The organism is Lysobacter sp. TAB13 (assembly GCF_052113885.1).
In the GTDB taxonomy this organism is placed as follows: Bacteria; Pseudomonadota; Gammaproteobacteria; order Xanthomonadales; family Xanthomonadaceae; genus Lysobacter; species Lysobacter gummosus.
In genome coordinates this window covers 18,728-40,714 of record NZ_JBFRDR010000032.1, presented here as the reverse complement: position 1 = coordinate 40,714, position 21,987 = coordinate 18,728, and the positions used below count along the sequence as shown (strand labels likewise).

At 65.8% G+C, this 21,987-nt stretch carries 24 protein-coding genes; 18 read left to right on the top strand and 6 right to left on the bottom strand.

Annotated features, from left to right (window positions below):
• Positions 1-138 precede the first annotated feature (138 nt).
• The gene (locus AB4Y92_RS23900; RefSeq protein ID WP_441821893.1) at positions 139-684 is read right to left on the bottom strand and encodes a DUF1415 domain-containing protein; all 546 of its coding nucleotides are present in this window, start codon (positions 682-684) and stop codon (positions 139-141) included.
• Positions 685-691: 7 nt separating this feature from the next.
• Positions 692-1,174 (bottom strand): YajQ family cyclic di-GMP-binding protein, encoded by a 483-nt coding sequence (locus AB4Y92_RS23895; RefSeq protein WP_057941550.1) that lies wholly within the window; start codon positions 1,172-1,174, stop codon positions 692-694.
• A gap of 252 nt (positions 1,175-1,426) precedes the next feature.
• Here AB4Y92_RS23895 and AB4Y92_RS23890 point away from each other — a divergent pair, with 252 nt between their 5' ends.
• From AB4Y92_RS23890 to AB4Y92_RS23875, 4 genes are all read left to right on the top strand, one after another.
• Positions 1,427-2,482 (top strand): NAD(P)-dependent alcohol dehydrogenase, encoded by a 1,056-nt coding sequence (locus AB4Y92_RS23890; RefSeq protein WP_441821892.1) that lies wholly within the window; start codon positions 1,427-1,429, stop codon positions 2,480-2,482.
• Positions 2,483-2,631: 149 nt separating this feature from the next.
• Positions 2,632-3,177, top strand: a complete 546-nt coding sequence (locus AB4Y92_RS23885) for a DUF1453 domain-containing protein (protein WP_441821891.1) — start codon at positions 2,632-2,634, stop codon at positions 3,175-3,177.
• A gap of 127 nt (positions 3,178-3,304) precedes the next feature.
• Positions 3,305-4,189: a DMT family transporter gene (locus AB4Y92_RS23880; RefSeq protein WP_441821890.1), complete on the top strand. Its 885-nt coding sequence runs from the start codon at positions 3,305-3,307 to the stop codon at positions 4,187-4,189.
• Positions 4,190-4,372: 183 nt separating this feature from the next.
• On the top strand, positions 4,373-5,173 hold the full coding sequence (locus tag AB4Y92_RS23875) for a VOC family protein (protein ID WP_441821889.1): 801 nt from the start codon (positions 4,373-4,375) through the stop codon (positions 5,171-5,173).
• Positions 5,174-5,297: 124 nt separating this feature from the next.
• Here the strand turns inward: AB4Y92_RS23875 and AB4Y92_RS23870 are convergent, their stop codons facing one another.
• Entirely contained in the window at positions 5,298-5,927 is a 630-nt protein-coding gene (locus AB4Y92_RS23870) for an OmpW/AlkL family protein (protein WP_441821888.1), read from the bottom strand.
• Positions 5,928-6,590: 663 nt separating this feature from the next.
• Here AB4Y92_RS23870 and AB4Y92_RS23865 point away from each other — a divergent pair.
• The 5 genes from AB4Y92_RS23865 (at position 6,591) to AB4Y92_RS23845 (ending at position 12,282) form a co-directional block, all read left to right on the top strand.
• Complete coding sequence (locus AB4Y92_RS23865; RefSeq protein WP_441821887.1) at positions 6,591-7,355, top strand: DUF2884 family protein; 765 nt, start codon at positions 6,591-6,593, stop codon at positions 7,353-7,355.
• A gap of 235 nt (positions 7,356-7,590) precedes the next feature.
• The gene (locus AB4Y92_RS23860) at positions 7,591-8,994 is read left to right on the top strand and encodes a dihydrolipoyllysine-residue acetyltransferase (RefSeq protein WP_441821886.1); all 1,404 of its coding nucleotides are present in this window, start codon (positions 7,591-7,593) and stop codon (positions 8,992-8,994) included.
• A 148-nt stretch (positions 8,995-9,142) separates the two neighbouring features.
• Positions 9,143-9,829 (top strand): hypothetical protein, encoded by a 687-nt coding sequence (locus AB4Y92_RS23855; protein WP_441821885.1) that lies wholly within the window; start codon positions 9,143-9,145, stop codon positions 9,827-9,829.
• Positions 9,830-9,982: 153 nt separating this feature from the next.
• A complete protein-coding gene (lpdA, locus tag AB4Y92_RS23850; RefSeq protein ID WP_441821884.1) occupies positions 9,983-11,770 on the top strand; it encodes a dihydrolipoyl dehydrogenase in 1,788 nt (595 codons plus the stop codon).
• Positions 11,767-12,282 (top strand): hypothetical protein, encoded by a 516-nt coding sequence (locus tag AB4Y92_RS23845; RefSeq protein ID WP_441821883.1) that lies wholly within the window; start codon positions 11,767-11,769, stop codon positions 12,280-12,282. The genes lpdA and AB4Y92_RS23845 overlap by 4 nt, the downstream gene beginning before the upstream one ends.
• A gap of 90 nt (positions 12,283-12,372) precedes the next feature.
• Here the strand turns inward: AB4Y92_RS23845 and AB4Y92_RS23840 are convergent, their stop codons facing one another.
• Positions 12,373-13,176: a hypothetical protein gene (locus AB4Y92_RS23840; protein WP_441821882.1), complete on the bottom strand. Its 804-nt coding sequence runs from the start codon at positions 13,174-13,176 to the stop codon at positions 12,373-12,375.
• Between the two features lie 290 nt (positions 13,177-13,466).
• A complete protein-coding gene (locus AB4Y92_RS23835; protein ID WP_441821881.1) occupies positions 13,467-13,676 on the bottom strand; it encodes a DUF2061 domain-containing protein in 210 nt (69 codons plus the stop codon).
• Positions 13,677-14,012: 336 nt separating this feature from the next.
• Between AB4Y92_RS23835 and AB4Y92_RS23830 the strand changes: the two genes are divergently transcribed.
• The 9 genes from AB4Y92_RS23830 to AB4Y92_RS23790 all read left to right on the top strand — a co-directional run bounded on the left by AB4Y92_RS23830 (position 14,013) and on the right by AB4Y92_RS23790 (position 21,394).
• Positions 14,013-14,369 (top strand): hypothetical protein, encoded by a 357-nt coding sequence (locus AB4Y92_RS23830; protein ID WP_057941561.1) that lies wholly within the window; start codon positions 14,013-14,015, stop codon positions 14,367-14,369.
• Between the two features lie 10 nt (positions 14,370-14,379).
• On the top strand, positions 14,380-15,216 hold the full coding sequence (atpB, locus tag AB4Y92_RS23825; RefSeq protein WP_441821880.1) for a F0F1 ATP synthase subunit A: 837 nt from the start codon (positions 14,380-14,382) through the stop codon (positions 15,214-15,216).
• A gap of 81 nt (positions 15,217-15,297) precedes the next feature.
• Positions 15,298-15,579: a F0F1 ATP synthase subunit C gene (atpE, locus tag AB4Y92_RS23820; RefSeq protein WP_215056699.1), complete on the top strand. Its 282-nt coding sequence runs from the start codon at positions 15,298-15,300 to the stop codon at positions 15,577-15,579.
• 89 nt (positions 15,580-15,668) lie between these two features.
• Complete coding sequence (locus AB4Y92_RS23815; protein ID WP_057941562.1) at positions 15,669-16,139, top strand: F0F1 ATP synthase subunit B; 471 nt, start codon at positions 15,669-15,671, stop codon at positions 16,137-16,139.
• 17 nt (positions 16,140-16,156) lie between these two features.
• Positions 16,157-16,684, top strand: coding sequence for a F0F1 ATP synthase subunit delta (locus AB4Y92_RS23810; protein WP_441821879.1), 528 nt, complete (start codon positions 16,157-16,159; stop codon positions 16,682-16,684).
• Positions 16,685-16,822: 138 nt separating this feature from the next.
• Positions 16,823-18,373, top strand: a complete 1,551-nt coding sequence (atpA, locus tag AB4Y92_RS23805; protein WP_235111622.1) for a F0F1 ATP synthase subunit alpha — start codon at positions 16,823-16,825, stop codon at positions 18,371-18,373.
• A gap of 100 nt (positions 18,374-18,473) precedes the next feature.
• Complete coding sequence (atpG, locus tag AB4Y92_RS23800) at positions 18,474-19,337, top strand: F0F1 ATP synthase subunit gamma (protein ID WP_441821878.1); 864 nt, start codon at positions 18,474-18,476, stop codon at positions 19,335-19,337.
• Between the two features lie 69 nt (positions 19,338-19,406).
• The gene (gene atpD / locus AB4Y92_RS23795; RefSeq protein WP_441821877.1) at positions 19,407-20,834 is read left to right on the top strand and encodes a F0F1 ATP synthase subunit beta; all 1,428 of its coding nucleotides are present in this window, start codon (positions 19,407-19,409) and stop codon (positions 20,832-20,834) included.
• Between the two features lie 134 nt (positions 20,835-20,968).
• Positions 20,969-21,394 (top strand): F0F1 ATP synthase subunit epsilon, encoded by a 426-nt coding sequence (locus AB4Y92_RS23790; protein WP_441821876.1) that lies wholly within the window; start codon positions 20,969-20,971, stop codon positions 21,392-21,394.
• Between the two features lie 91 nt (positions 21,395-21,485).
• Here the strand turns inward: AB4Y92_RS23790 and AB4Y92_RS23785 are convergent, their stop codons facing one another.
• On the bottom strand, positions 21,486-21,869 hold the full coding sequence (locus tag AB4Y92_RS23785; protein WP_057945240.1) for a GtrA family protein: 384 nt from the start codon (positions 21,867-21,869) through the stop codon (positions 21,486-21,488).
• Between the last annotated feature and the right edge of the window lie 118 nt (positions 21,870-21,987).

Here is a 21,987-nt window from a genome sequence, read left to right as displayed (position 1 = left end):
TTCAAAGGGGGGAAGCGTTCTTGGGGAGGCGAAGGGGCTCAGACGACGAAGCTTCGTTGCGAGCAAGCTCTTGCTGTTCCCCCCTTTGAAAAAGGGGGGCAGGGGGGATTCGCTTTTGCTCTTAAGCGATAACCCCCTCTAACCCATCAACCGCCGCCACCCCTCAAACCCCAACTTCTCCAACGTCTCCAGATTCCGCTCCACGATCACCTCCGGATCCGGAAACGCCGCCACCGCGCGCTCGACGCTGAGCTCGCGCAGCAGATGCAAGGTCGGATAGGGCGAGCGGTTGGTGCAATTGCCGACATCGTCGAAATCGGTGCCGGCGAACTGGTAGTCGGGATGGAAACTGGCGACCTGAATCTCGCCCTCCAGGTCCAGGGCCGCGACCGCGCCGTCGGCGAGGTCGAGGAAATCGTTGAAGTCCAGGAAGTCGGTCAACACCCGCGGATGAATCAACAAGGTCGTGTCGATCTTGTCCGGATCGCTCTGCTCCAGCAGCACCAGCTCCGAGGCCAGCTCTTCGAGCAAATCCTCCGGCGTGAGCGCCTGACTCAGCACGAAGCGCACCTGGCCCTTGGCCAGCACCGCCTTGGCGAACGGACACAGGTTCAGGCCGATCACCGCGCGCTCCAGCCAGCGGCGGGTCGCTTCGATTGGATCGGCGGCGGGGGCCTGGCTCATGGCGAACTCAGTCGCGGAAGTTGTCGTACTGCAAGGGCCGCTCGAAGGTGCTGGACTTCAGCAGCGCGATCGCGGTCTGCAGGTCGTCGCGCTTCTTGCCGGTGATGCGCAGCTTGTCGCCGTTGATCTGGGTCTCGACCTTCAGCTTGGCGTCCTTGATCGCCGCGGCGATCTTCTTCGCCAGCTTCTGCTCGATGCCCTGCTGCACGGTGACTTTCTGCCGCGCGCCGGCCAGATTGCTCTCGACCTCGCCGAATTCCAGGCAGCGCGCGTCGATCTGCCGCGCCGCCAGGCGCTGGCGCAGGATCAAGGTCATCTGTTCGAGCTGGAACTCGCTCGGAGCCGATTGGGTGATGTGCTTGTCGTCGAGCACGAACTTGGCGTCCACGCCCTTGAAATCGAAGCGGGTGGACAGTTCGCGATTGGCCTGATCGACCGCGTTGGTCAATTCGTGGGTGTCCACTTCGGACACGACGTCGAAAGAAGGCATGGCGCACTCGCAGGTAATGAAGGGAAACGCCGCAAAGGGTAACGCAAGCGCGGCGGCGATACGCAGCGTTGCAGCCGCGATGCGGTCAACTATCGGCCGGTTTGACGCCGCCGGCACATCGCCCGCCTAGAATGGTCGGGCACCGTTTCGGCTTCGGCGCCGGCGCATCCGCCGCCCGCCCGGTCCCCGCGGTCCCCGCGACCGCACCGACCCCACGCCGCCGCGCCCGTCTCCACTTCACCTGGAACCGCCATGCACAAGACCGCTGCCTACGCCGCGCAGAACGCGCTTTCGCCCCTGGCCCCGTTTTCGATCGACCGCCGCGAGCCCGGCCCTGACGAGGTGCTGATCGACATCCTCTATTGCGGCGTTTGCCACTCGGACATCCACCAGGCCCGCGACGAATGGGGCGGATCGGTGTTCCCGATGGTGCCGGGCCACGAAATCGTCGGCCGAATCGCCCAGGCCGGCGCCAACGTTACCCAGTTCAAGCCCGGCGACGCGGTCGGCGTCGGCTGTTTCGTCGATTCGTGCCGGCAATGTCCGCAGTGCAAGGCCGGCGATGAGCAATATTGCGACCAGGGCATGACCGGCACCTACAACTCGCGCGAACGCGCCACCGGCGCGCCGACCTACGGCGGCTACTCGACCCGCATCACCGTCGATCAGGCCTATGTGCTGCGCATCCCCGAGTCGATTCCGCTCGATCGCGCCGCGCCGCTGCTGTGCGCGGGCATCACCACCTATTCGCCGTTGAAGTACTACGGCGTGCAGGCCGGCGACGAGGTCGCGGTGGTCGGCCTGGGCGGGCTGGGCCATATGGCGGTCAAGCTGGCGGTGGCGATGGGCGCGCACGTGACCGTGCTGAGCACGTCGGAGTCCAAGCGCGCCGACGCGCTGGCGCTGGGCGCGCACGCCTTCGCCGCGACCCGCGATCCGGCCACGTTCAAGCAACTGGCGCGCAAGTTCAATTTCATCATCGACTCGGTCTCCGGCGAGCACGACTACAACGCTTACCTGGGCCTGCTCAAGGTCGATGGCACGATGGTGCTGCTGGGCATTCCCGAAACCCCGGCGCCGGTCGCGGCGGGGCTGTTGATCAGCAAGCGCCGCAAGCTGGTCGGCTCGATGATCGGCGGTATCCGCGAAACCCAGGAAATGCTCGACTTCTGCGCCGAGCACGGCGTGGCCTCGGATATCGAGCTGATCGACATCGATCAGATCAATCAGGCCTACGAGCGCATGCTCAAGGGCGATGTGCGCTATCGCTTCGTGATCGATATCGCCAGCTTCGACAAGGCGGCCTGAGGCGGCGCGGCGGTTGCCGGTTTCGCAGTCGCTGTCCCCGTGAAGGCGGGGACGGCGCGGCTTCGTCGCAAGCCGTCGTTCCCGCGAAGGCGAGGCTCAGCAGACCGCTCGCCACGCCCCATCGCGGCGCAGCCGGGTAAGCTGAGGCCATGCCGCTACTGCTGCTGATTCCCCTGCTGCTGTTGGTCCTGCTGGCGCTGTGGGCGCTGCTGATTCCGATCGGCCTGATCCAGCGCTACCGCTACGGCAAAGCGCGGCGCCGCGCGCTGCCGTGGGCGGTCGCTCTGGCGACGGCGCTGTCGCTGATCTCGCTGCTGCTGTTCTTCGCCAGCGTCTGGGTGATCGGGCACTGGATCGACGACGCGCCCGTATACGCCGCGGCCGGGCTGGCGGCGGGCTGCGCGCTCGGCGCACTGGGCCTGACGCTGACCCGCTTCGAAGACGAAGCCCGGGGCCTGTACTACACCCCCAATCGCTGGCTGGTGCTGGGCCTGACCTTGATCGTCGCCGCGCGCATCGTCTACGGCCTGTGGCAGGCCGCGCACGCCTGGAGCGACATGCACGAAGGCTGGCTGCCGCGGCAAGGCAGCCTGCTCGCGGTCGGCGGCCTGCTGCTGGGTTACTACCAGATCTACACCCTGGGACTGCGGCGGCGCCTGCGCCGGCATGCGCGCGCGTTCGGCGTGGCGCGATGAGGTGACACTGCCCAGGTGACGCGCGCGCCGCGAGCGCGGCATGATGACCAGTCCCGTTCGTGCCGGCCGCCATGACTGTCCTGCTTTATCCCCGCATCCATCCGCGCAGCGCTCGCGGGCGCAGGCCATGACCGCGATCGCGTCGCGGCAGCGCCGTGCGATCGCGAGCATGCTGATCGCGGTGCTGATGTTTTCGATGATGGACGCGCTGCTCAAGCTGCTGTCGGAGCACTACCCGCCGTTCCAGGTCGCGACTCTGCGCGGCCTGTCGTCGTTGCCGTTCGTGCTGACCTGGGCGCTCGCCAGCGTCGGCCTGCGCTCGCTGTTGCGGGTGCGCTGGCCGCTGCATCTGCTGCGCGGCGTGCTGGGCGTGGGCATGATGGCCGCCTTCGTCTACGGCGTGAACCGGCTGCCGTTGTCCACCACGTACTCGGTCTTCTTCATCGCGCCGCTGCTGATCACCGCGCTGTCCGGGCCGATCCTGGGCGAACGGGTCGGGCCGCGGCGCTGGATCGCGATCGGCGTCGGCCTGCTCGGCGTAATGGTGCTGCTGCGCCCCAGCGGCGAAGGCATGCTCAGCACCGCCGCGCTGGCGGTGGCGGCCGCGTCGCTGGCGTATGCGGTCACCGCGATCACCGTGCGCGTGCTGTCGCGCACCGACAGCACCCAGTCGATGATGGTGTGGTTGATGGTGATGATCAGCCTGGGCGCCGGCGCCCTGGCCTGGTCGGGCTGGGTGCCGGTGCGCGGCGAGGACTGGTGGCTGATCCTCGGCCTGGGCGTGGCCGGTTCGCTCGGCCAGTACGCGGTCACCGAGGCGTTCCGTCTCGGCGAGGCCTCGCTGATCGCGCCGCTGGAATACACCGCGCTGATCTGGGGCGTGATCCTCGACCTCAGCCTGTGGGGCGTGCTGCCCGATTCGATCACCTGGGTGGGCGCGGCGATCATCGTCGCCAGCGGCCTGTACCTGCTGCGCCGCGAGCGCGTTCACGCGGAAGCTGAACATCCTTAAGCGCGCTCTCGCGCAGGCGGATCGGTAAACGCCCGATCACGCGTCTATACAGTTGTCCCGCAACCTCGCGCGCGCGACTGTGGGTGAACGAGAGTGAACATGCGTGCGCGCTTCGCCGCAGCGCGCCATGACGATTGCTTCGCCACGGCGTAGTGTCGAAGCGTAGTCAGGGGGAGAAGCAACATGACCGCGCTCGTCCACGCTCCCGGGGCACCGTGCTGGTTCGAGTTGGCGAGCGACGATCAACCCGCCGTGGAGGCGTTCTATTGCGCGCTGTTCGGCTGGACGGTCGAACGCACGCCGATGCCCGACGCCAGCGCGTATACGATTTTCAAACTCAACGGCCTGGATGTGGCCGGCACCTACAGTCTGGTGCCCGGCGCCTTGCCCGGGCCCGACGGCAACACTGCTTCGCACTGGGGCGTGTATTTCCGCGCCGCCGACTGCGACGCCATCGCCGCGCGCGCGGTGGCGCTGGGCGGGCAGATGATCGCCGCGCCGTTCGAATTGATGGAGCACGTGCGCATGGCCGTATGCGCCGATCCGGAAGGCGTGGTGTTCTCGCTGGCGCAGCAGCGCGCGCATCCGGGCGTGGACGCGATCGGCGTGGACAACGCGGTGTGCTGGGCGGAACTGGCCACCCGCGACATCGCCCGCGCCGAGGCCTACTACCAGCGCTTGTTCGGCTGGCGCATGCAGGCGCATCCGCATGCGCCGACCGGTTACCGCGTGTTCGTCGATGAACAACGCATGCTCGGCGGCCTGTTGCAGATGCAGCCGGACTGGGGCGATCTGCCGCCGCACTGGTCGATCTATGTGCAGGTGCCGGACGTGGACCTGTACGTGGAGCGCGCGCTGGCGCTGGGCGGGCAGCTCGCGTTCGCGCCGTTCGACGCCACCGGCGTGGCCCGCATCGCCCGCCTCAACGATCCGACCGGCGCGGGGTTCTACGTGATCCATTTCGTCGACGAAGCCGGGCGCTAGTCCGCTCGCATCACCATAAAAAAGAACGGGCCCCGAAGGAGCCCGTTCCTGTTACTTCTAACTACCGCTGCGGCGTTTGCCGCCACTGCGTTACCGCACTTGCTGTTTCAACCGGTTCGGTTGATCAGAAGCGCGCGCCGATGCCGACGCCGACGGTGACCGGGTTCAGTTCGGCTTCGCCGACCTTGACGCCGTCCAGCTTCACGTCCGGCTTGCCCTGCATGTAGCGCACGTCGGCGCGGGCGAACCAGGTCGGGTTGATGTTGAGATCGACACCGGCCGTGGCCATGGCGCCCTTGGCGTTTTCCACGCCCAGACGCTGGCCGCCCGACAGCGATTCATTGCTGTAGTTGGCTTCGTAGTAGCCCAGGCCCACGAACGGACGCACGATGGTGTCGGCGCCGCGGAAGTGGTACTGGCCGCTCAGCGCGATCGGCTGCGAATCGACGCTGCCGATCTTGCCGCCGCCGGCGTTGACGCGGTGGCCGAACTTGTCCGCCGAACCCCACGCCTCGATGGCGATGTTGTCGTTGATGAAGTAGCTGGCGCTGAGCGTCGGCGCACCGTCGCCATCCAGATTGGTGCGGGTGCCGGCGATCTGCGGATTCTTGGTCGGCTGCGTCAGCGCGTAGCCGCCGACGATGGCGAAGCGCTTGCCGCTGGCGCTGTCGGTGGACGCATCCTGAGCGAAAGCGGCGGGGGCGAACGCCAGCGCGCCGATCATGGCAAGGGTCAAATGACGAAAACGGATCATGGAGTGGACTCCTGTTGTTGTGTTGTGTGTTGCACGACGCCTTGGGGGAGGCGGTGCGCAAGGTAACAACGCATGCATGAACCGAACTTGCCGCGCGAATCGACGTGAAGGAACTTTTCACGAACGAAGCGTGTTAGAGGCCTGTTTTCAAGGGGAAAATGAACGAAATGAACATATTCGGACTGGTCGGAAACGGTGTTTAATTTTTGATCGTCGCGTGTTGTTCAGAGTTTGATGTTTGCGGTCAGATGCTCGCTCATGGCGACGAAAAAGCCTTTAAAACAACGATTTTCGTGTGTTCATGCGTTCGATGAACGAATCGTGGGTGGCATGAATTCTGATCCGGCGGAGATGCGTTCAACACGGCGGAGGCGATCGGAACATCTTCAGCGCGTACCTAAACGGCGTAGAAACGCCTGTTTTTCTGCATCGAATTGGAAGCTAGATCCATGCGTGAAACTTTTCCGTCGTATGGATACGCGCGGAACATTCGCGGCTATTCACTGCGCTCGAAGCGTTCCGAACTCGCACGCACCGCACCTGGCGAACCGCCACAGCCGGCATAGCGAACGGCCATGACTAATGTCACGCCATCCAACGGCACGGGCAGTGCGCAGGCCTTCAAGGCAATCTGAATGCCATTCCACCGTCGAGGATCCGACGATGCGCGCTCGCCTTCCGCTCCGACTCACCGCCCTGGCCGCAATGACGCTGGCCTGCGGCGCGGCCTTCGCCGACGTCCACGTCGATGCCAACTGCGAAATCGACAGCCCGTTCGAGCTGACCCTCAACGAGCGCAGCCTGATCCTGACCCGCAAAGACGGCGCGCCCAAGGCGATCGTCATGCGCCAGGGCCGGATGTTCGTCGATGACCGCTGGGTGCAGCTGAGCAGCGCCGACACGGTCCGCATCGCCGAGTTCGAGCGCGGCACGCGCGCGGCCATGCCCGAGGCTCAGCACATCGGCCGCGAGGCCGCCGATATCGCCTTCACCGCGCTCGGCGAAGTCGCTGCGGTGCTCGGCAACCATCCCGACCGCACCCGCGCCCACCTCGACAGGGCGCGCAAGCAGCTCGACAACCGGCTGAGCAACGTCATCACCCCGACCCGTTTCAGCGGCAAGGCGCTGGGCGACGGCATCGCCGACGCGCTCGGCGAGACCCTGCCGACCGTGATCGGCGAACTGGTCGGCGGCACCGTCACCGCCGCCCTCAGCGGCGACACCGACAAGTTCAAGCGCATGGACAAGCTGGACGCGCAGGTCGAAGCGGCGGTGCAGCCCCGCGCCGACGCACTGGGCCGCCGCGCCGACGGCCTGTGCCGGCGCATGCGCGAGCTGGACGCGCTCGACAATGCCTTGAGCTACCGGTTCGACGGTGAGCCGCTGGGGCTGCTCAAGGTCGAGGCCAAGGAAAAGCAGGCGAAGTAGTCGGCTATTCCCAGGCGGCAGCGTGCTTCCCGCTGCTCGACAGGCCGGGCGAGGCAAGCCGGGCCACCCATCGCAGCGCCCCGGTCGCGTCCCAGTACTGTGGCGTACGCAAGTCCGCCACGGCGCGCCGGCTGTGCCGCTTAGGCCTTTAGTACTGCACCGTGCCCTGTGCGGTTGGCGTGACCGCCTGCACACGCCACAATAGGGTTTTCGCGCATTGCGGAGCCCCACGAACATGGCTGATCTGAAGGAAGCACGCGTCCCCGACATCGGCGACTACGACGGTGTACCCGTCATCGAATTGCTGGTCGCGGTCGGCGACACGGTGACCCAGGACCAGGGACTGGTCACGCTGGAATCCGACAAGGCCACCATGGAAGTGCCGGCGCCGTTCGCGGGCATCATCCGCGAACTCAAGGTCAAGATCGGCGATCAGCTGGCCGAAGGCAGCGTGGTGGCGTTGATCGAGCCCACCGAAGGGGACGCAAAAGCGGCGCCAGCGCAACCGCAAGAACCCGCAAAACCCGCCGCGCCCGCCAAAGCCGAAGCCCCCGCGCCGGCGAAACAAGAAGCCCCGCAACCCGCCCCCCCGGCCAAGTCCGAAGCCGCCCCCGCGCCCATCGCCGGCGCCAATGCCGGCACCGACCCGGAAGCCCTGCCTCCGCGCACGCCGCCGGTCGCCTTCACCGCCGATGAGCTCATGCCCGACAAGGTGCCCTACGCGAGCCCGGCCGTGCGCCTGTTCGCGCGCGAGCTCGGCGTGGACCTGGCGCGGGTCAGCGGCAGCGCGCGCGGCGGCCGCATCAGCAAGGAAGACGTGCAGTCCTTCGTCAAGGGCGTCATGCAGGGCGGCGGCGGTGCGCCGGCCAGCGCCGGCGCGGCGCCGAGCCTGGGCGGCGGCCTCAATCTGCTGCCGTGGCCGAAGGTCGATTTCAGCAAGTTCGGCGAGACCGAAACCAAGCCGCTGTCGCGCATCCAGAAGCTCTCCGGCGCCAACCTGGCGCGCAACTGGGCGATGATCCCGCACGTCACCCAGCACGACGATGCCGACATCACCGACCTGGAAGCGCTGCGCGTGGCGCTCAACAAAGAGAACGAGAAGGCCGGCCTGAAGCTGACCATGCTCGCCTTCCTGATGAAGGCCTCGGTGTCGGCGCTGCAGAAGTTCCCGAACTTCAACGCATCGCTGGATGCGAGCGGCGAAAACCTCACCTTGAAGAAGTACTTCCACATCGGCTTCGCCGCCGACACGCCCAACGGCCTGGTCGTGCCGGTGGTGCGCGACTGCGACAAGAAGGGCGTGCTGCAGATCGCGAAGGAAACCGGCGAACTCGCCGCCAAGGCGCGCGACGGCAAGCTCGGTCCGGCCGACATGAGCGGCGGCTGCTTCTCGATCAGCTCGCTCGGCGGCATCGGCGGCACCGCGTTCACGCCGATCGTCAACGCGCCGGAAGTCGCCATCCTCGGTGTGTCGAAGTCGGCGACCAAGCCGGTGTGGGACGGCAAGCAGTTCGCGCCGCGCCTGATCCTGCCGCTGTCGCTGTCCTACGATCACCGCGTCATCGACGGCGCCGCCGCCGCGCGTTTCACCGCGTATCTGGCGCAGTTGTTGGCCGACATGCGCCGCGTGCTGCTGTAACGCGCCGATCGCACGTTAAGTCTGCGGTCGCTGCGCGGCGGTTTCGCCCCGCATCGCCGCCCGCGCCGTCGCCGACGGCGGCCGAGTTCGCGCCGCCCTCGTGTTCGAGATTCGTCACCGCCGTCGCCCAACAGGATCCCCCGCCGCAATGATTCGTTCCTCGCGTACCGCTTCCGCCTCCCGCCGCCTGGCCTGGCTCGGCCTCGCCGCCGCGCTGGCCGCGCCGTTCGCGCAGGCCGCCGATCAATGCCAGTTCGCGCTCGGCCGCGGCTGGCCGCCGGCGACCGAGAATCACGGCTCGGCGGTGGAACAACTGCTGGCGGCCAAGGCCGAAGCGCGCCTGACCCTGACCTACCTGCCCACCCGCGGCACCGAAAGCGGCCTGCTGCTGATCCCCGGCAGCGGCGACGCCGACTGGACGCTGCGCCACGCCATGCCCAACGAACGCGTCGCGGTGTGGAACACCGGCCGCGCCAGCGGCGCCCTGCAACTGCGCGTGGATCAGGAAGTCGATAACGAGGAAGCGCCGATTCCGGCCGCGCTCGCCCAGCGCCTGGTCGCCGGCTGGAAGCGCGCGCTGGAAAGCATGGCGCCGAAGGACAAGCCGGCCGAATACCAGGACAAGGATCAGTTGTTGTTCGTGGTCGATGGGCTGCGCGTGAGCGGCGTGCGCCCGGATTGCGGCGCCGGCGAAATCATCATGAAGCAAGCGAGTTTGCTGACCGAGGCTTCCAACGAAAGCGCCTCCAAGCGCGAGCGCCGCTGGCGCGCGCTGGGCGAGTCGCTGGACGAGCTCGACAAGGAATTGACCGACACCGCGGCGCCGGCCCGATAAGCCGCGCGCCGGCCCGCGCTGCCTCAGCGCATTCGCGGGCAAGCATCGCAGGCGCCGGCCTTCGCGGCGGGCGCCGAACGCACGGCTTGGCCGTGCGCCCCCACGACGGACGCGCACCGCGCGCCCGCAACGCACCGAAGAGGACGCAGCGCGATGGCCAGCAGCATTGAAGTGAAGGTTCCCGACATCGGCGATTACGACGGCGTCCCGGTCATCGAATTGCTGGTCGCGGTCGGCGATACGGTCAAGAAGGATCAGGGCCTGGTCACGCTGGAATCGGACAAGGCGACGATGGAAGTGCCGTCGTCGGCCGACGGCGTGGTCAAGTCGATCAGCGTCAAGATTGGCGACAAGGTGGCCGAGGGCGCGGTGATCGCGATCCTGGAAACGCAGGGCGAGGGCGATGCGCCCAAGCCGGCCGCCGCCGAAGCGCCGAAAGCCGCGCCGGCGCCGGCGCCCGCCGCCAGCGCACCGCCGGCCGCCGCCGGCACGCCCGCACTCAGCGCCGCCGCCGCGAGCGGCCGCAAGGCCGACGTGGAATGCCGCATGCTCGTGCTCGGCTCCGGCCCTGGTGGCTACACCGCCGCGTTCCGCGCCGCCGACATCGGCCTGGACACGGTGCTGGTCGAGCGCTACGCCAGCCTCGGCGGCGTCTGCCTCAACGTCGGCTGCATTCCGTCCAAGGCGTTGCTGCACGCCGCCGCGGTCATCGACGAAGCCAAGCACGCCAGCGACTACGGCGTCAGCTTCGGCGAGCCGAAGATCGATCTCGACGCGCTGCGCAGCTACAAGGAAAAAGTCGTCGGCCAGCTGACCAAGGGTCTGGCCGGCATGGCCAAGCAGCGCAAGGTGCGCGTGGTCGCCGGCACCGGCAAGTTCGTTTCCGCGAACGAACTGGAAGTGACGGGCGAGGGCGGCACCCAGCTGATCCGCTTCGAGCAATGCATCATCGCCGCCGGTTCCCAGGCGGTGAAGCTGCCCGGCTTCCCGTGGGACGACAAGCGCGTGATGGATTCCACCGACGCGCTGGAACTGGCCGAAATCCCGAAGAAACTGCTGGTCGTCGGCGGCGGCATCATCGGCCTGGAAATGGCCACCGTGTACCGCGCGCTGGGCAGCGAAGTCACCGTGGTCGAGTTCCTCGATCAGCTGATGCCCGGCGCCGATCCGGATCTGGTCAAGCCGCTCGCCGATCGCCTGAAGAAGCAGGGCGTGGCGGTGTATCTCAAGACCAAGGCCGCCGGCACCGAGGCGCTGAAGGAAGGCATCAAGGTCAGTTTCGAAGGCGAAAAGGCCCCCGAAGCGCAGGTGTTCGACCGCGTGCTGGTCGCGGTAGGCCGCTCGCCCAACGGCGGCAAGATCGACGCCGACAAGGCCGGCGTCGGCGTCACCGATCGCGGCTTCATCCCGGTGGACCGGCAGATGCGCACCAACGTGCCGCACATCTTCGCCATCGGCGATCTGGTCGGTAACCCGATGCTCGCGCACAAGGCCACGCACGAAGGCAAGCTCGCCGCCGAAGTCGCCGCCGGCGAGAAGAAGGAATGGGTCGCGCGGGTGATCCCGTCGGTGGCCTACACCGATCCGGAAATCGCCTGGGTCGGCGTCACCGAAACCGAAGCCAAGGCCAAGGGCCTGAAAGTCGGCGTCGGCAAGTTCCCCTGGGCCGCCAGCGGCCGCGCCATCGGCATCGGCCGCACCGAAGGCTTCACCAAGCTGATCTTCGACGAAGCCACCCACCGCATCGTCGGCGGCGGCATCGTCGGCGTGCATGCCGGCGATCTGATTTCCGAAGTGGGCCTGGCGATCGAAATGGGCTGCGAAGTCGCCGACATCGGCCACACCATCCACCCGCACCCGACCTTGAGCGAGTCGGTCGGCATGGCGGCGGAAGTGTTCGACGGCACCATCACCGATTTGTACATTCCGAAGAAAAAGTGAAGCGCATACAAGTCCTGGCGCTGCTGTTCGCATGGGTGCCGGGCTTGGCTATGGCGTGCTCCTGCGCCATTGTCCGGGGCGGTCTGCAGGAGTTAGTGGATCGCTCGCCGATTGTGGCTGTCGTAAGGATTACGTCTGCCGAGCGTGTTCCTGATCCAGAGCACGGTGCGGGGCGTAATGCGGTACGCGCGAAGTTTTCCTTGGTTGAGAACCTGAAAGGCGATGCTGCCGATATCTCTGGTCTGAGCGCCTCGGACGGCAGTTGCGGTTTGCCGGTGACAATCGGGAGCGACTATCTGGTGTTCGCGAAAGGACAGGGTGAATTGGCGTCGTTGGACTTCTGTTCTTTCGCCCGGCGCCTCGATGAAAGCGAGGACAAGCGTCAGGACCGGCAGGTGCTTGCGATACGCCGGTATGTAAGCCAAGGCGTTGTTATTTCCACCTGCGACAACTGGCTGGGTATTTCGCCTCCGCCAGGGAGTGATACCGAGCGTTGCGCGCCGCAGCCATGATGGCTTGTGGCGCAGGCCGGCAGCCGCGCATTCGAGTGTGTAAAAAAACGCCGCCGTTTCCGGCGGCGTTTTTCGTTTGCGTCACGTTGGTCAGAACGAGAACGTCACGCCCGCCATCGGCCCCTTGAAGCGCTGGTCCAGGCCGACCACGCCGTCGTTGCCGCCGCGGCGGGCGTCGATCTTGAACCAGTCGTAGCCGACGAACACGCCGAAGCCTTCCGTGAAGCGGTACTCGGCCAACGCGTTGGCGCGGCTGATGTCGCCCTTGTAGTCGCCGAAATCGCCCCAGCCCGCGTCCAGGTACTGGCCCTGCACGACGAAGCGCCAGTGTTCGCTGGGCGACAAGGTCACGCGCGTGCCGACCACCGGCGCGTAGCCGTCTTCGCTGGAACTGGTGTGATAGCTGGCGGTGCCGGCGGCGGCGTCGAGCTTGCCTTCGAGCTTGGCGTACTCCACGCCGATCTGCAGGCCCCAGCTGACCGTGTCGGTTTCGATCACCGAGTAGTCGTACATCACGCTGGCCAGTTCGAATTTGGCCTTGGCCTTGGCGAAGCTGCCGGCGGGAATGGTGGTGTCGTCGAAGGAGACGTTCTCGCTCAACGTGGCGCGCTTGCTCTTGTCGTAGCCCCAGTAATTGAACAGCAGGCGGTTGCGTTCGCTGAAGCGGAACAGGCCTTCGATGCGCGGCACGGTTTCCTTGCTGCCGAAGTCGAAGTCCTGGCTGAAACGATAGGGCTGGCCTTGGAAATTGGTGCCGGCGCTGAGTTCGCCGCTGGTATCGACCGACATCGCGCCCAGGCGCACGGTGAAGCGGTCGTCTTCTGCGTGCGCGGGCAATGCGTACGCGGCGCACGCGGCCAGCGCGAGCGACAGGGGAAGAAGTTTGGCAGTCACAAGTTCACTCCATATGCGGGGGAATACAGCACATTCGTGTACTGGTGCGTACATGAATGCCAATCGCGGGGTGGAGTGGTCGTGAAAAAAAACGGGGTGGCCGATTCGGCAAAGCCGTATCGGTAATAGGGTGATCTGTTTCACAAAAGGCGAAGCCCCGGCGGGTCATGCCGGGGCTTCGGGGTGCCCACCGCAGCTTTTGCCATTGACGAGGAGAGAGTGGCGGCGGGCGTTCACTGATACTGACCGGTGCTTCGGCGAAAGGTTCCGCAATCCGTCAAAGATTTCGATCAAGTCGCCAACGCGTTGGCCGATGCGTTCTCGGCGCGGCGGCGTTCGATGCGCTTCCAGACCTTTTCGTGCAGGTGGAAGGCCACCGTGTTGCAGGCCGGTTCGACCAGGGCCAGCGCGCCGCCGACCCAGAGACTGCCGGTCATCACGTATCCGACCAGGAAGGCCACGCAGAAATGGATGCAGGCGAAGCTGAGGGTCTTGCTCATGGGAGCGGCCTAGATGAGAATGATTCTCAAAATACGCCGACCCAAGGAAAAAGCAAATCGAATGTAACGACCGCTTCGATAGCCGTCGGCTATGGCGGACGGGCCCGGCGGCACCTTGCTTACCTCCCAGGTAATTCAACGCACTAGCCGCTCGCCTCATAGTTGCGGCCATGAAACCGGACGCGATCGCCGTGGTGACTAAGCAACATCCGGCCTATGGCGGTCCCGTGACTGCCGCCGGTTGCCGCAAAGTCGCCCGCGTTCTATACTTTTGCGGCTCTACCGGGCGCTTTGCAGCGCCAACCCCAGACCGACGAGACCCGCGTGCACGATCCAATGTCCGCAGGCCGCCGGCTGGCGTCGCGCGCGATTGCCTGGCAAGCCGGCGCAACGGCGCTGGCCTCGCTGGCCTTCTTCTCCCTCGGCGCGATGCATGCGCTGGCGGCAGCGGTGGGCGGCGGCGCGGCGGTAGCTGGCAGCTTCGTCGCGGCCAGGATGGCATTGGGGGGTGGCGTGCAACCGGCCGGGATGGCGATGGGTCGGTTGTTGGCCGGAGTCATATTCAAGTGGGTGGCGGTATTGATGGTTCTCGGGCTCGGTATGGCCCGGTGGCATCTGCCGCCGCTACCAATGCTGGTGGGATTGCTGGCGGCGACGCTGGCCTTCGTACTGGCCAATCTTCTGAAACGATAAGGTGTCTTTCGTGAGTGAACAGACCGGTTCGGGCGGCCTGAACGAATACATCAAGCACCATTTGACCCACAACACCAGTGAGGTCTTTGGCAGCGAGGCGTTGTCGAAGTTCAACTTCGACTCGTGGATCGTGGCTTTGGTGCTCGGTCTCGTGTTCATCCTGTGGTTCGGCCTGGCCGCGCGCAAGGCGACGGCGGGCGTTCCCAGCAAAGGCCAGGCGTTCGTCGAGATCATCCTCGAATTCATCGACGGCCAGGTCAAAGACACCTTCCACGGCGACCGCCGTTCGGTGACGCCGCTGGCGCTGACCATCTTCATGTGGGTCGTGTTCATGAACACGATGGACCTGCTGCCGCTGGATCTGTTCGGCTGGCTGGTGCACACCACCGCCGGCGCGGAAGCGGCGCACCACACGTATTTCCGCGCCGTGCCGACCGCCGACCTCAACACCACCTTCGCGATCTCGGCCTCGGTGTTCTTCATCCTGATCGGCCACGCGGTTTCGGCCAAGGGCGTGGGCGGCTTCGGCAAGGAACTGGTCACCGCGCCGTTCCACGCGCACGGCGTGATGAAGATCGTGCTGGTCCCGGTCAACCTGATCATGAACATCATCGAGTGGCTGGTGAAGCCGGTTTCGCTCGCGATGCGACTGTTCGGCAACATGTACGGCGGCGAGCTGGTGTTCATGCTCATCGCCGGCCTGATGGGAAGCGTCTACACCTTCCTGCCCGGCGTGCTGGCCAACGCGGCATGGGCGATCTTCCACATCCTGATCATCCTGCTGCAGGCCTTCATCTTCATGATCCTCACGGTCGTCTACATCGCAGGCGCCCGCGAAAGCCATTGATTCAAGCCGCCTCACCCGCTGCACCGCCCCTTATTCGTTTTCCCTTCACCGTTTAGCACTACCTCTACCAGGAGAAGCACCATGGAGTTCATCGCCAACGTTCAGGGTCTGACCGCGATCGCGATCGGCATCATCATCGGTCTGGGCGCGCTGGGCGCTTGCCTCGGCATCGCGATCATGGGTTCGAAGTTCCTCGAATCCGCCGCGCGTCAGCCGGAGCTGGTGCCGATGCTGCAGGGCCGTATGTTCCTGCTCGCCGGTCTGATCGACGCCGCGTTCATCATCGGCCTCGCCGTTGCCCTGTTCTTCGCGTTCGCCAACCCGCTGATCGAAGCCGTCAAGGCCGCCGGCGTCGCCGGCTGATCAGGCAGAGCCGTGCCCCGATCGGGGCGCGACTCGGCAATCCGGGCCGGCGCTCGCCGGCCCAACGTAAGTAACGTCGAGGACCCGTCATGAATCCCAACATGACTTTCTTCGGTCAGATGCTCTCCTTCGCGATCCTCGTATGGTTCACGATGAAGTTCATTTGGCCGCCGCTGAACGCAGCGATCGAAGCGCGCCAGAAGAAGATCGCCGAAGGTCTGGCGAACGCTGAAGGCGCCGAAGTTCTCATCCAGCAGGCCAAGGCGCAGGCGGACGAGATCGTGCGCGAGGCTCGTACCAAGGCCAACGAAGTCATCGACCAGGCTCATCAGCGCGGCAATCAGATCGTCGATCAGGCCAAGACCGATGCGATGGTCGAAGGCACGCGTCTGAAGGCGCTGGCCGATGCCGAAATCGCCGCGGCGGCCGACCGCGCCCGCGAGGATCTGCGCAAGCAGGTGTCCGCGCTGGCCGTGACCGGCGCCGAAAAGCTGCTCAAGCGCGAAATCGACGCCAACGCCCACAAGGCGTTGCTCGACGAGCTCGCCGCAGAAATCTGATCGGATAGCCCAACGCGATGAGCCAGAACCTCACCCTCGCCCGTCCGTACGCCCGCGCTGCATTCGCGCTGGCGCGCGAAGCCGGCCGCCCCGGCGACTGGTCGCAAGCGCTCGCCTTTTCGGCGCGCGTTTCGGCCGATCCGCAGGTGCAGTCGCTGCTCGGTCATCCGCAGCTGACCTCCGGCGACGCCGTTGCCCTGGTCGCGATCGATGGCGCGGACGAGACCGTGCAGCGCTTCTTGGCGCTGCTGGCCGACAACCGCCGTCTGTCGCTGCTGCCGGAAATCTCCGGCATGTTCGAACAACTGCGCGCCGAAGCCGACCGTGTGGTCAAGGCCAAGGTCACTTCCGCCAGCGATCTGCCCGCGGCCGAACTCGATGCGATCAAGGCCGCGCTGATCAAGCGCTTCGGCCGCCAGGTCGAAGTCGAGACGGCGGTCGACGCATCGCTGATCGGCGGCGCGGTGATCGATGCAGGCGACGTGGTGATCGACGGCTCGCTCAAGGGCAAGCTCGCGCGTCTGCAGACGGCATTGGCCGGTTAAGCCGGGAATAGGGAATAGGGAGTAGGGAATTGTCGAAGCACAAGCGCTTCCGATTCCCGACTCTCGATTCCCGACTCCCGAACCAAAAGAAAGCACCCGCGCGTCGCCCCATCGCGATGCAGGACCAAGGAAACGACAATGGCAAGCACCCAGCTCAACCCGTCCGAAATCAGTGAACTGATCAAGACCCGCATCGAGAAGGTCAAGCTGGCCGCCGAAGCGCGCAACGAAGGCACCGTCACCTCGGTCGCCGACGGCATTGTGCGCATCCACGGCCTGGCTGACGTGATGCAGGGCGAAATGATCGAACTGCCGAACAACACCTTCGCACTCGCGCTGAACCTGGAGCGCGACTCGGTCGGCGCCGTGGTGCTGGGCGATTACGAACACCTGGGCGAAGGCGACGTCGCCAAGACCACCGGCCGCATCCTGGAAGTGCCGGTCGGCCGCGAACTGCTCGGCCGCGTGGTCAACGCGCTCGGCGAGCCGATCGACGGCAAGGGTCCGATCGGCGCGACCCTCAGCGCTCCGGTGGAGCGCGTCGCTCCGGGCGTGTTGTGGCGCAAGTCGGTCGATCAGCCGGTGCAGACCGGTTACAAGACCGTCGATGCCATGATCCCGATCGGCCGCGGCCAGCGCGAGCTGATCATCGGCGACCGTCAGACCGGCAAGACCGCGATGGCGATCGACGCGATCATCAACCAGAAGGGCACCGGCATTAAGTGCATCTACGTCGCGATCGGCCAGAAGGCCAGCTCGATCTCGAACGTGGTGCGCAAGCTGGAAGAAAACGGCGCCCTGGCCCACACCATCGTGGTCGCCGCGACCGCGTCGGAATCGGCCGCGATGCAGTACATCAGCGCCTACTCGGGCTGCACCATGGGCGAGTTCTTCCTCGACCGCGGCGAAGACGCGCTGATCGTGTACGACGATCTGTCCAAGCAGGCCGTGGCCTACCGTCAGATCTCGCTGCTGCTGCGCCGTCCGCCGGGCCGCGAAGCCTACCCGGGCGACGTGTTCTATCTGCACAGCCGCCTGCTCGAGCGCGCCGCTCGCGTGAACGCCGACTACGTCGAGAAGTTCACCAACGGCGAAGTGAAGGGCAAGACCGGTTCGCTGACCGCGCTGCCGATCATCGAAACCCAGGCCGGCGACGTGTCCGCGTTCGTGCCGACCAACGTGATCTCGATCACCGACGGCCAGATCTTCCTGGAAACCGACCTGTTCAACGCCGGCATCCGCCCGGCCGTGAACGCCGGTATCTCGGTGTCGCGCGTCGGCGGCGCCGCCCAGACCAAGATCGTCAAGAAGCTCTCCGGCGGCATCCGTATCGCGCTCGCCCAGTACCGTGAGCTGGCTGCGTTCGCGCAGTTCGCTTCCGACCTGGACGAAGCCACCCGCAAGCAGCTCGAACGCGGTCAGCGCGTCACCGAGCTGATGAAGCAGAAGCAGTACGCGCCGATGTCGATCGCGCTGCAGTCGCTGTCGATCTACGCGGTCGATAAGGGCCACATGGACGATGTGCCGGTGAACAAGATCGGCGCGTTCGAAGAGGCGCTGCACGCGCACTTCACCAATACCGCCGGCGAGCTGGTCAACAAGATCAACGCCAGCGGCGATTGGAACGACGAAATCGAAGGCGCCTTCAAGAAGGGCATCGAAGAGTTCAAGCAGACCGGGACCTGGTAAAGCCGGGAATCGGGAATAGGGAGTCGGGAATCGGGGAAACCCGCACCGGCTCCTGCGATTCCCGACTCACGATTCCCTATTCCCACGAGCGGAGCGAGTAATGGCCGGCGGCAGAGAAATCAAAACCAAGATCAAGAGCGTGCAGAACACCCGCAAGGTGACGCGCGCGCTCGAAATGGTCTCGGCTTCCAAGATCCGCAAGGCGCAGGATCGGATGAAGACCTCGCGCCCGTATGCGCGCGTGATCAAGCAGGTGATCGGTCATCTGGCCCAGGCCAACACCGACTACCAGCATCCGTACATGGTCGAGCGCAAGGATCCCAAGCGCGTGGGCTATGTGATCGTGTCCTCCGACCGCGGTCTGGCCGGCGGCCTCAACAACAACCTGTTCCGCAAGCTGCTCGGCGAAATCCGCAAGTGGCAGGAGCAGGGCGTCGAGGTCGATGTGGTCACCATCGGCCAGAAGGCCTCGGTGTTCTTCCGTCGCATCAAGGTCAACATGCTGGCCTCGGTCACCCATCTGGGCGACCAGCCGCATCTGGAGCAGCTGGTCGGCGTGATCAAGGTCATGCTCGACGCCTACAGCGCCGGCACCATCGATCGCGTGTTCCTGAGCTACAACGACTTCGTCAACACGATGACCCAGCGCGCGGCGTTCGATCAGCTGCTGCCGCTGCCGGCGCCGGAGACGCAGGTCGCCAAGCACGATTGGGACTACATCTACGAACCCGATGCGCAGACCGTGCTCGAACACGTGCTGACGCGCTACATCGAGTCGCTGGTGTACCAGGCGGTGCTGGAGAATGTGGCGTCCGAGCATGCCGCGCGCATGGTGGCGATGAAGTCGGCCAGCGACAACGCGACCAAGCTGATCGGCACCTTGAACCTGGTCTACAACAAGGCCCGCCAGGCAGCGATCACGCAGGAAATCTCCGAAATCGTCGGCGGCGCCGCGGCGGTCTAATCCATCCGGTGGGCGCGGCCTGAGGCCTGCGACCACGAGCAGCATTTGAAAGTTACTGAGGAATCAAAGATGAGCAGCCAGGGCAAGATCGTTCAGATCATCGGTGCGGTCGTTGACGTCGAGTTCGCGCGCGAGTCGGTGCCGAAGGTGTACGACGCGTTGAAGGTCGAGAACACCGCCATCACCCTCGAAGTGCAGCAGCAGCTCGGCGACGGCATCGTCCGCGCGATCGCGCTGGGCTCCACCGACGGTCTCAAGCGCAACCTGATCGCCACCAACACCGGCCGTCCGGTCGCCGTGCCGGTCGGCGCGGGCACGCTGGGCCGCATCATGAACGTGCTCGGCGAGCCGATCGACGAAGCCGGTCCGATCGACGCCACCGAGCATTGGGAAATCCACCGCGCGGCTCCGGCCTATGCCGACCAGTCCTCGGGCAACGATCTGCTGGAAACCGGCATCAAGGTCATCGACCTGATGTGCCCCTTCGCCAAGGGCGGCAAGGTCGGCCTGTTCGGCGGCGCCGGCGTGGGCAAGACGGTCAACATGCTCGAGCTGATCAACAACATCGCCCGCGCGCACTCGGGTCTGTCGGTGTTCGCCGGCGTCGGCGAGCGCACCCGCGAAGGCAACGACTTCTACCACGAGATGGCCGAAGCCGGCGTCATCCAGCTCGAGAACCTCAAGGACTCGAAGGTCGCGATGGTGTACGGCCAGATGAACGAGCCGCCGGGCAACCGCCTGCGCGTCGCGCTGACCGGCCTGACCATGGCCGAGTACTTCCGCGACGAAAAGGACGCCAGCGGCAAGGGCCGCGACGTGCTGTTCTTCGTCGATAACATCTACCGCTACACCCTGGCCGGCACCGAAGTGTCGGCGCTGCTCGGCCGCATGCCGTCGGCGGTGGGTTACCAGCCCACGCTGGCGGAAGAAATGGGCGTGCTGCAGGAACGCATCACCTCGACCAAGACCGGTTCGATCACCTCGATCCAGGCCGTGTACGTGCCCGCGGACGACCTGACCGACCCGTCGCCGGCGACGACCTTCGCCCACCTCGACGCCACCGTCGTGTTGAGCCGTAACATCGCCGCGCTGGGTATCTACCCGGCCGTGGATCCGCTCGACTCGACCTCGCGTCAGCTCGACCCGAACGTGGTCGGCGCCGAGCACTACGACACCGCGCGCCGCGTGCAATCGACGCTGCAGAAGTACAAAGAGCTCAAGGACATCATCGCGATCCTGGGCATGGACGAATTGTCGGAAGAAGACAAGACCGCCGTGTCGCGCGCGCGCAAGATCGAGCGCTTCTTCTCGCAGCCATTCTTCGTCGCGCAAGTGTTCACCGGCGCCGAAGGCAAGTACGTGTCGCTGAAGGACACCATCCGCGGCTTCAAGGGCATCTGCGACGGCGAGTACGATCACCTGCCGGAGCAGGCGTTCTACATGGTCGGCGGCATCGAAGAAGCGGTCGAGAAGGCCAAGAAGATGGGCGTGGGCTGAGACGCCTGACGGCGTCTTGGGAATTGGGAGTCGAGAGTCGGGAATCGTAAGAGCGGAGCGTCGGCCATCGCGGCTTTAGACGATTCCCCATTCCCCATTCCCGATTCCCGTCGAACGAGCAAAGCGAGAAAGACATGGCCACTACGTTCCGTTGCGACATCGTCAGCGCCGAGGAAGAAATCTTCCACGGCGAGGCGACGCTGCTCGTCGCCACCGGCGAGATCGGCGAACTCGGCATCGCGCCGCGCCACGCGCCGCTGATCACGCGCCTGAAGCCGGGCAAGGTTGTGGTGACCCTGCCCAACGGCGAACACCTGGATTTCGCCGTGTCCGGCGGCATCCTGGAAGTGCAGCCGCAGGTCGTGACCGTGCTGGCCGACACCGCGATCCGCGCGCAGGACATCGACGAAGCCGCCGTGCGCGCCGCCAAGGAAGAAGCCGAACGCGCGCTGGCCAACCGCGGCCCGCAGATGGACGTCGCCGAAGCTCAAGCCAAGCTCGCCGAAGCGATGGCGCAGCTGCAGGCGCTGGAGCGTCTGCGCAAGAACATGAAGCACTGAGCCGGCGATACATCGCCGCTTACGAAAACGCCGGCCTCGCGCCGGCGTTTTTCGTTTCAGGCGCACGCGCCGCCGCGGCGGCTTCGCGCGGCTAGCGGCGATACACCCAGTGCCGCGACACCAGGAACCCGACGCCGGCCAGTATCACCTCGATCACCGGCTTCGCCGCCCAGGTCCACTTGAGCCCGGCGTAGGTGTCGATAAGGCTGATCGCGCAGGTGCTGACCAGGGTGGTGCCGAGCCACAGCATCACGAAGCGGCCGAACTGGCGCTTGCCGACCGCGGTGTTCTCGCTGGCGAAGGTGAAGCGGCCGTTGAGCCAGAACCCCAGCATCGCGCCGCTGATGCGGCCGGCCAGATTGGCCGCTTCCACCGGCATGCCCAGGTGGCTCAGGCCGACCATCACGCTCCAGTCCACGCAGTACTGCAGCGCGCCGAAGATCAGGTAATTGCGGCCCTGCCGGGACAGGCTCACGCGCGCGCCCCGGCGGCCGGACGCGGCGGCGGGCATGGCGAAAGCGGGCGCGATGGCAGGGCGGGGGCGGCTTCGGTCATGGCCGTATTCTAGCCAGACGCTCCACGACAGACCCTGT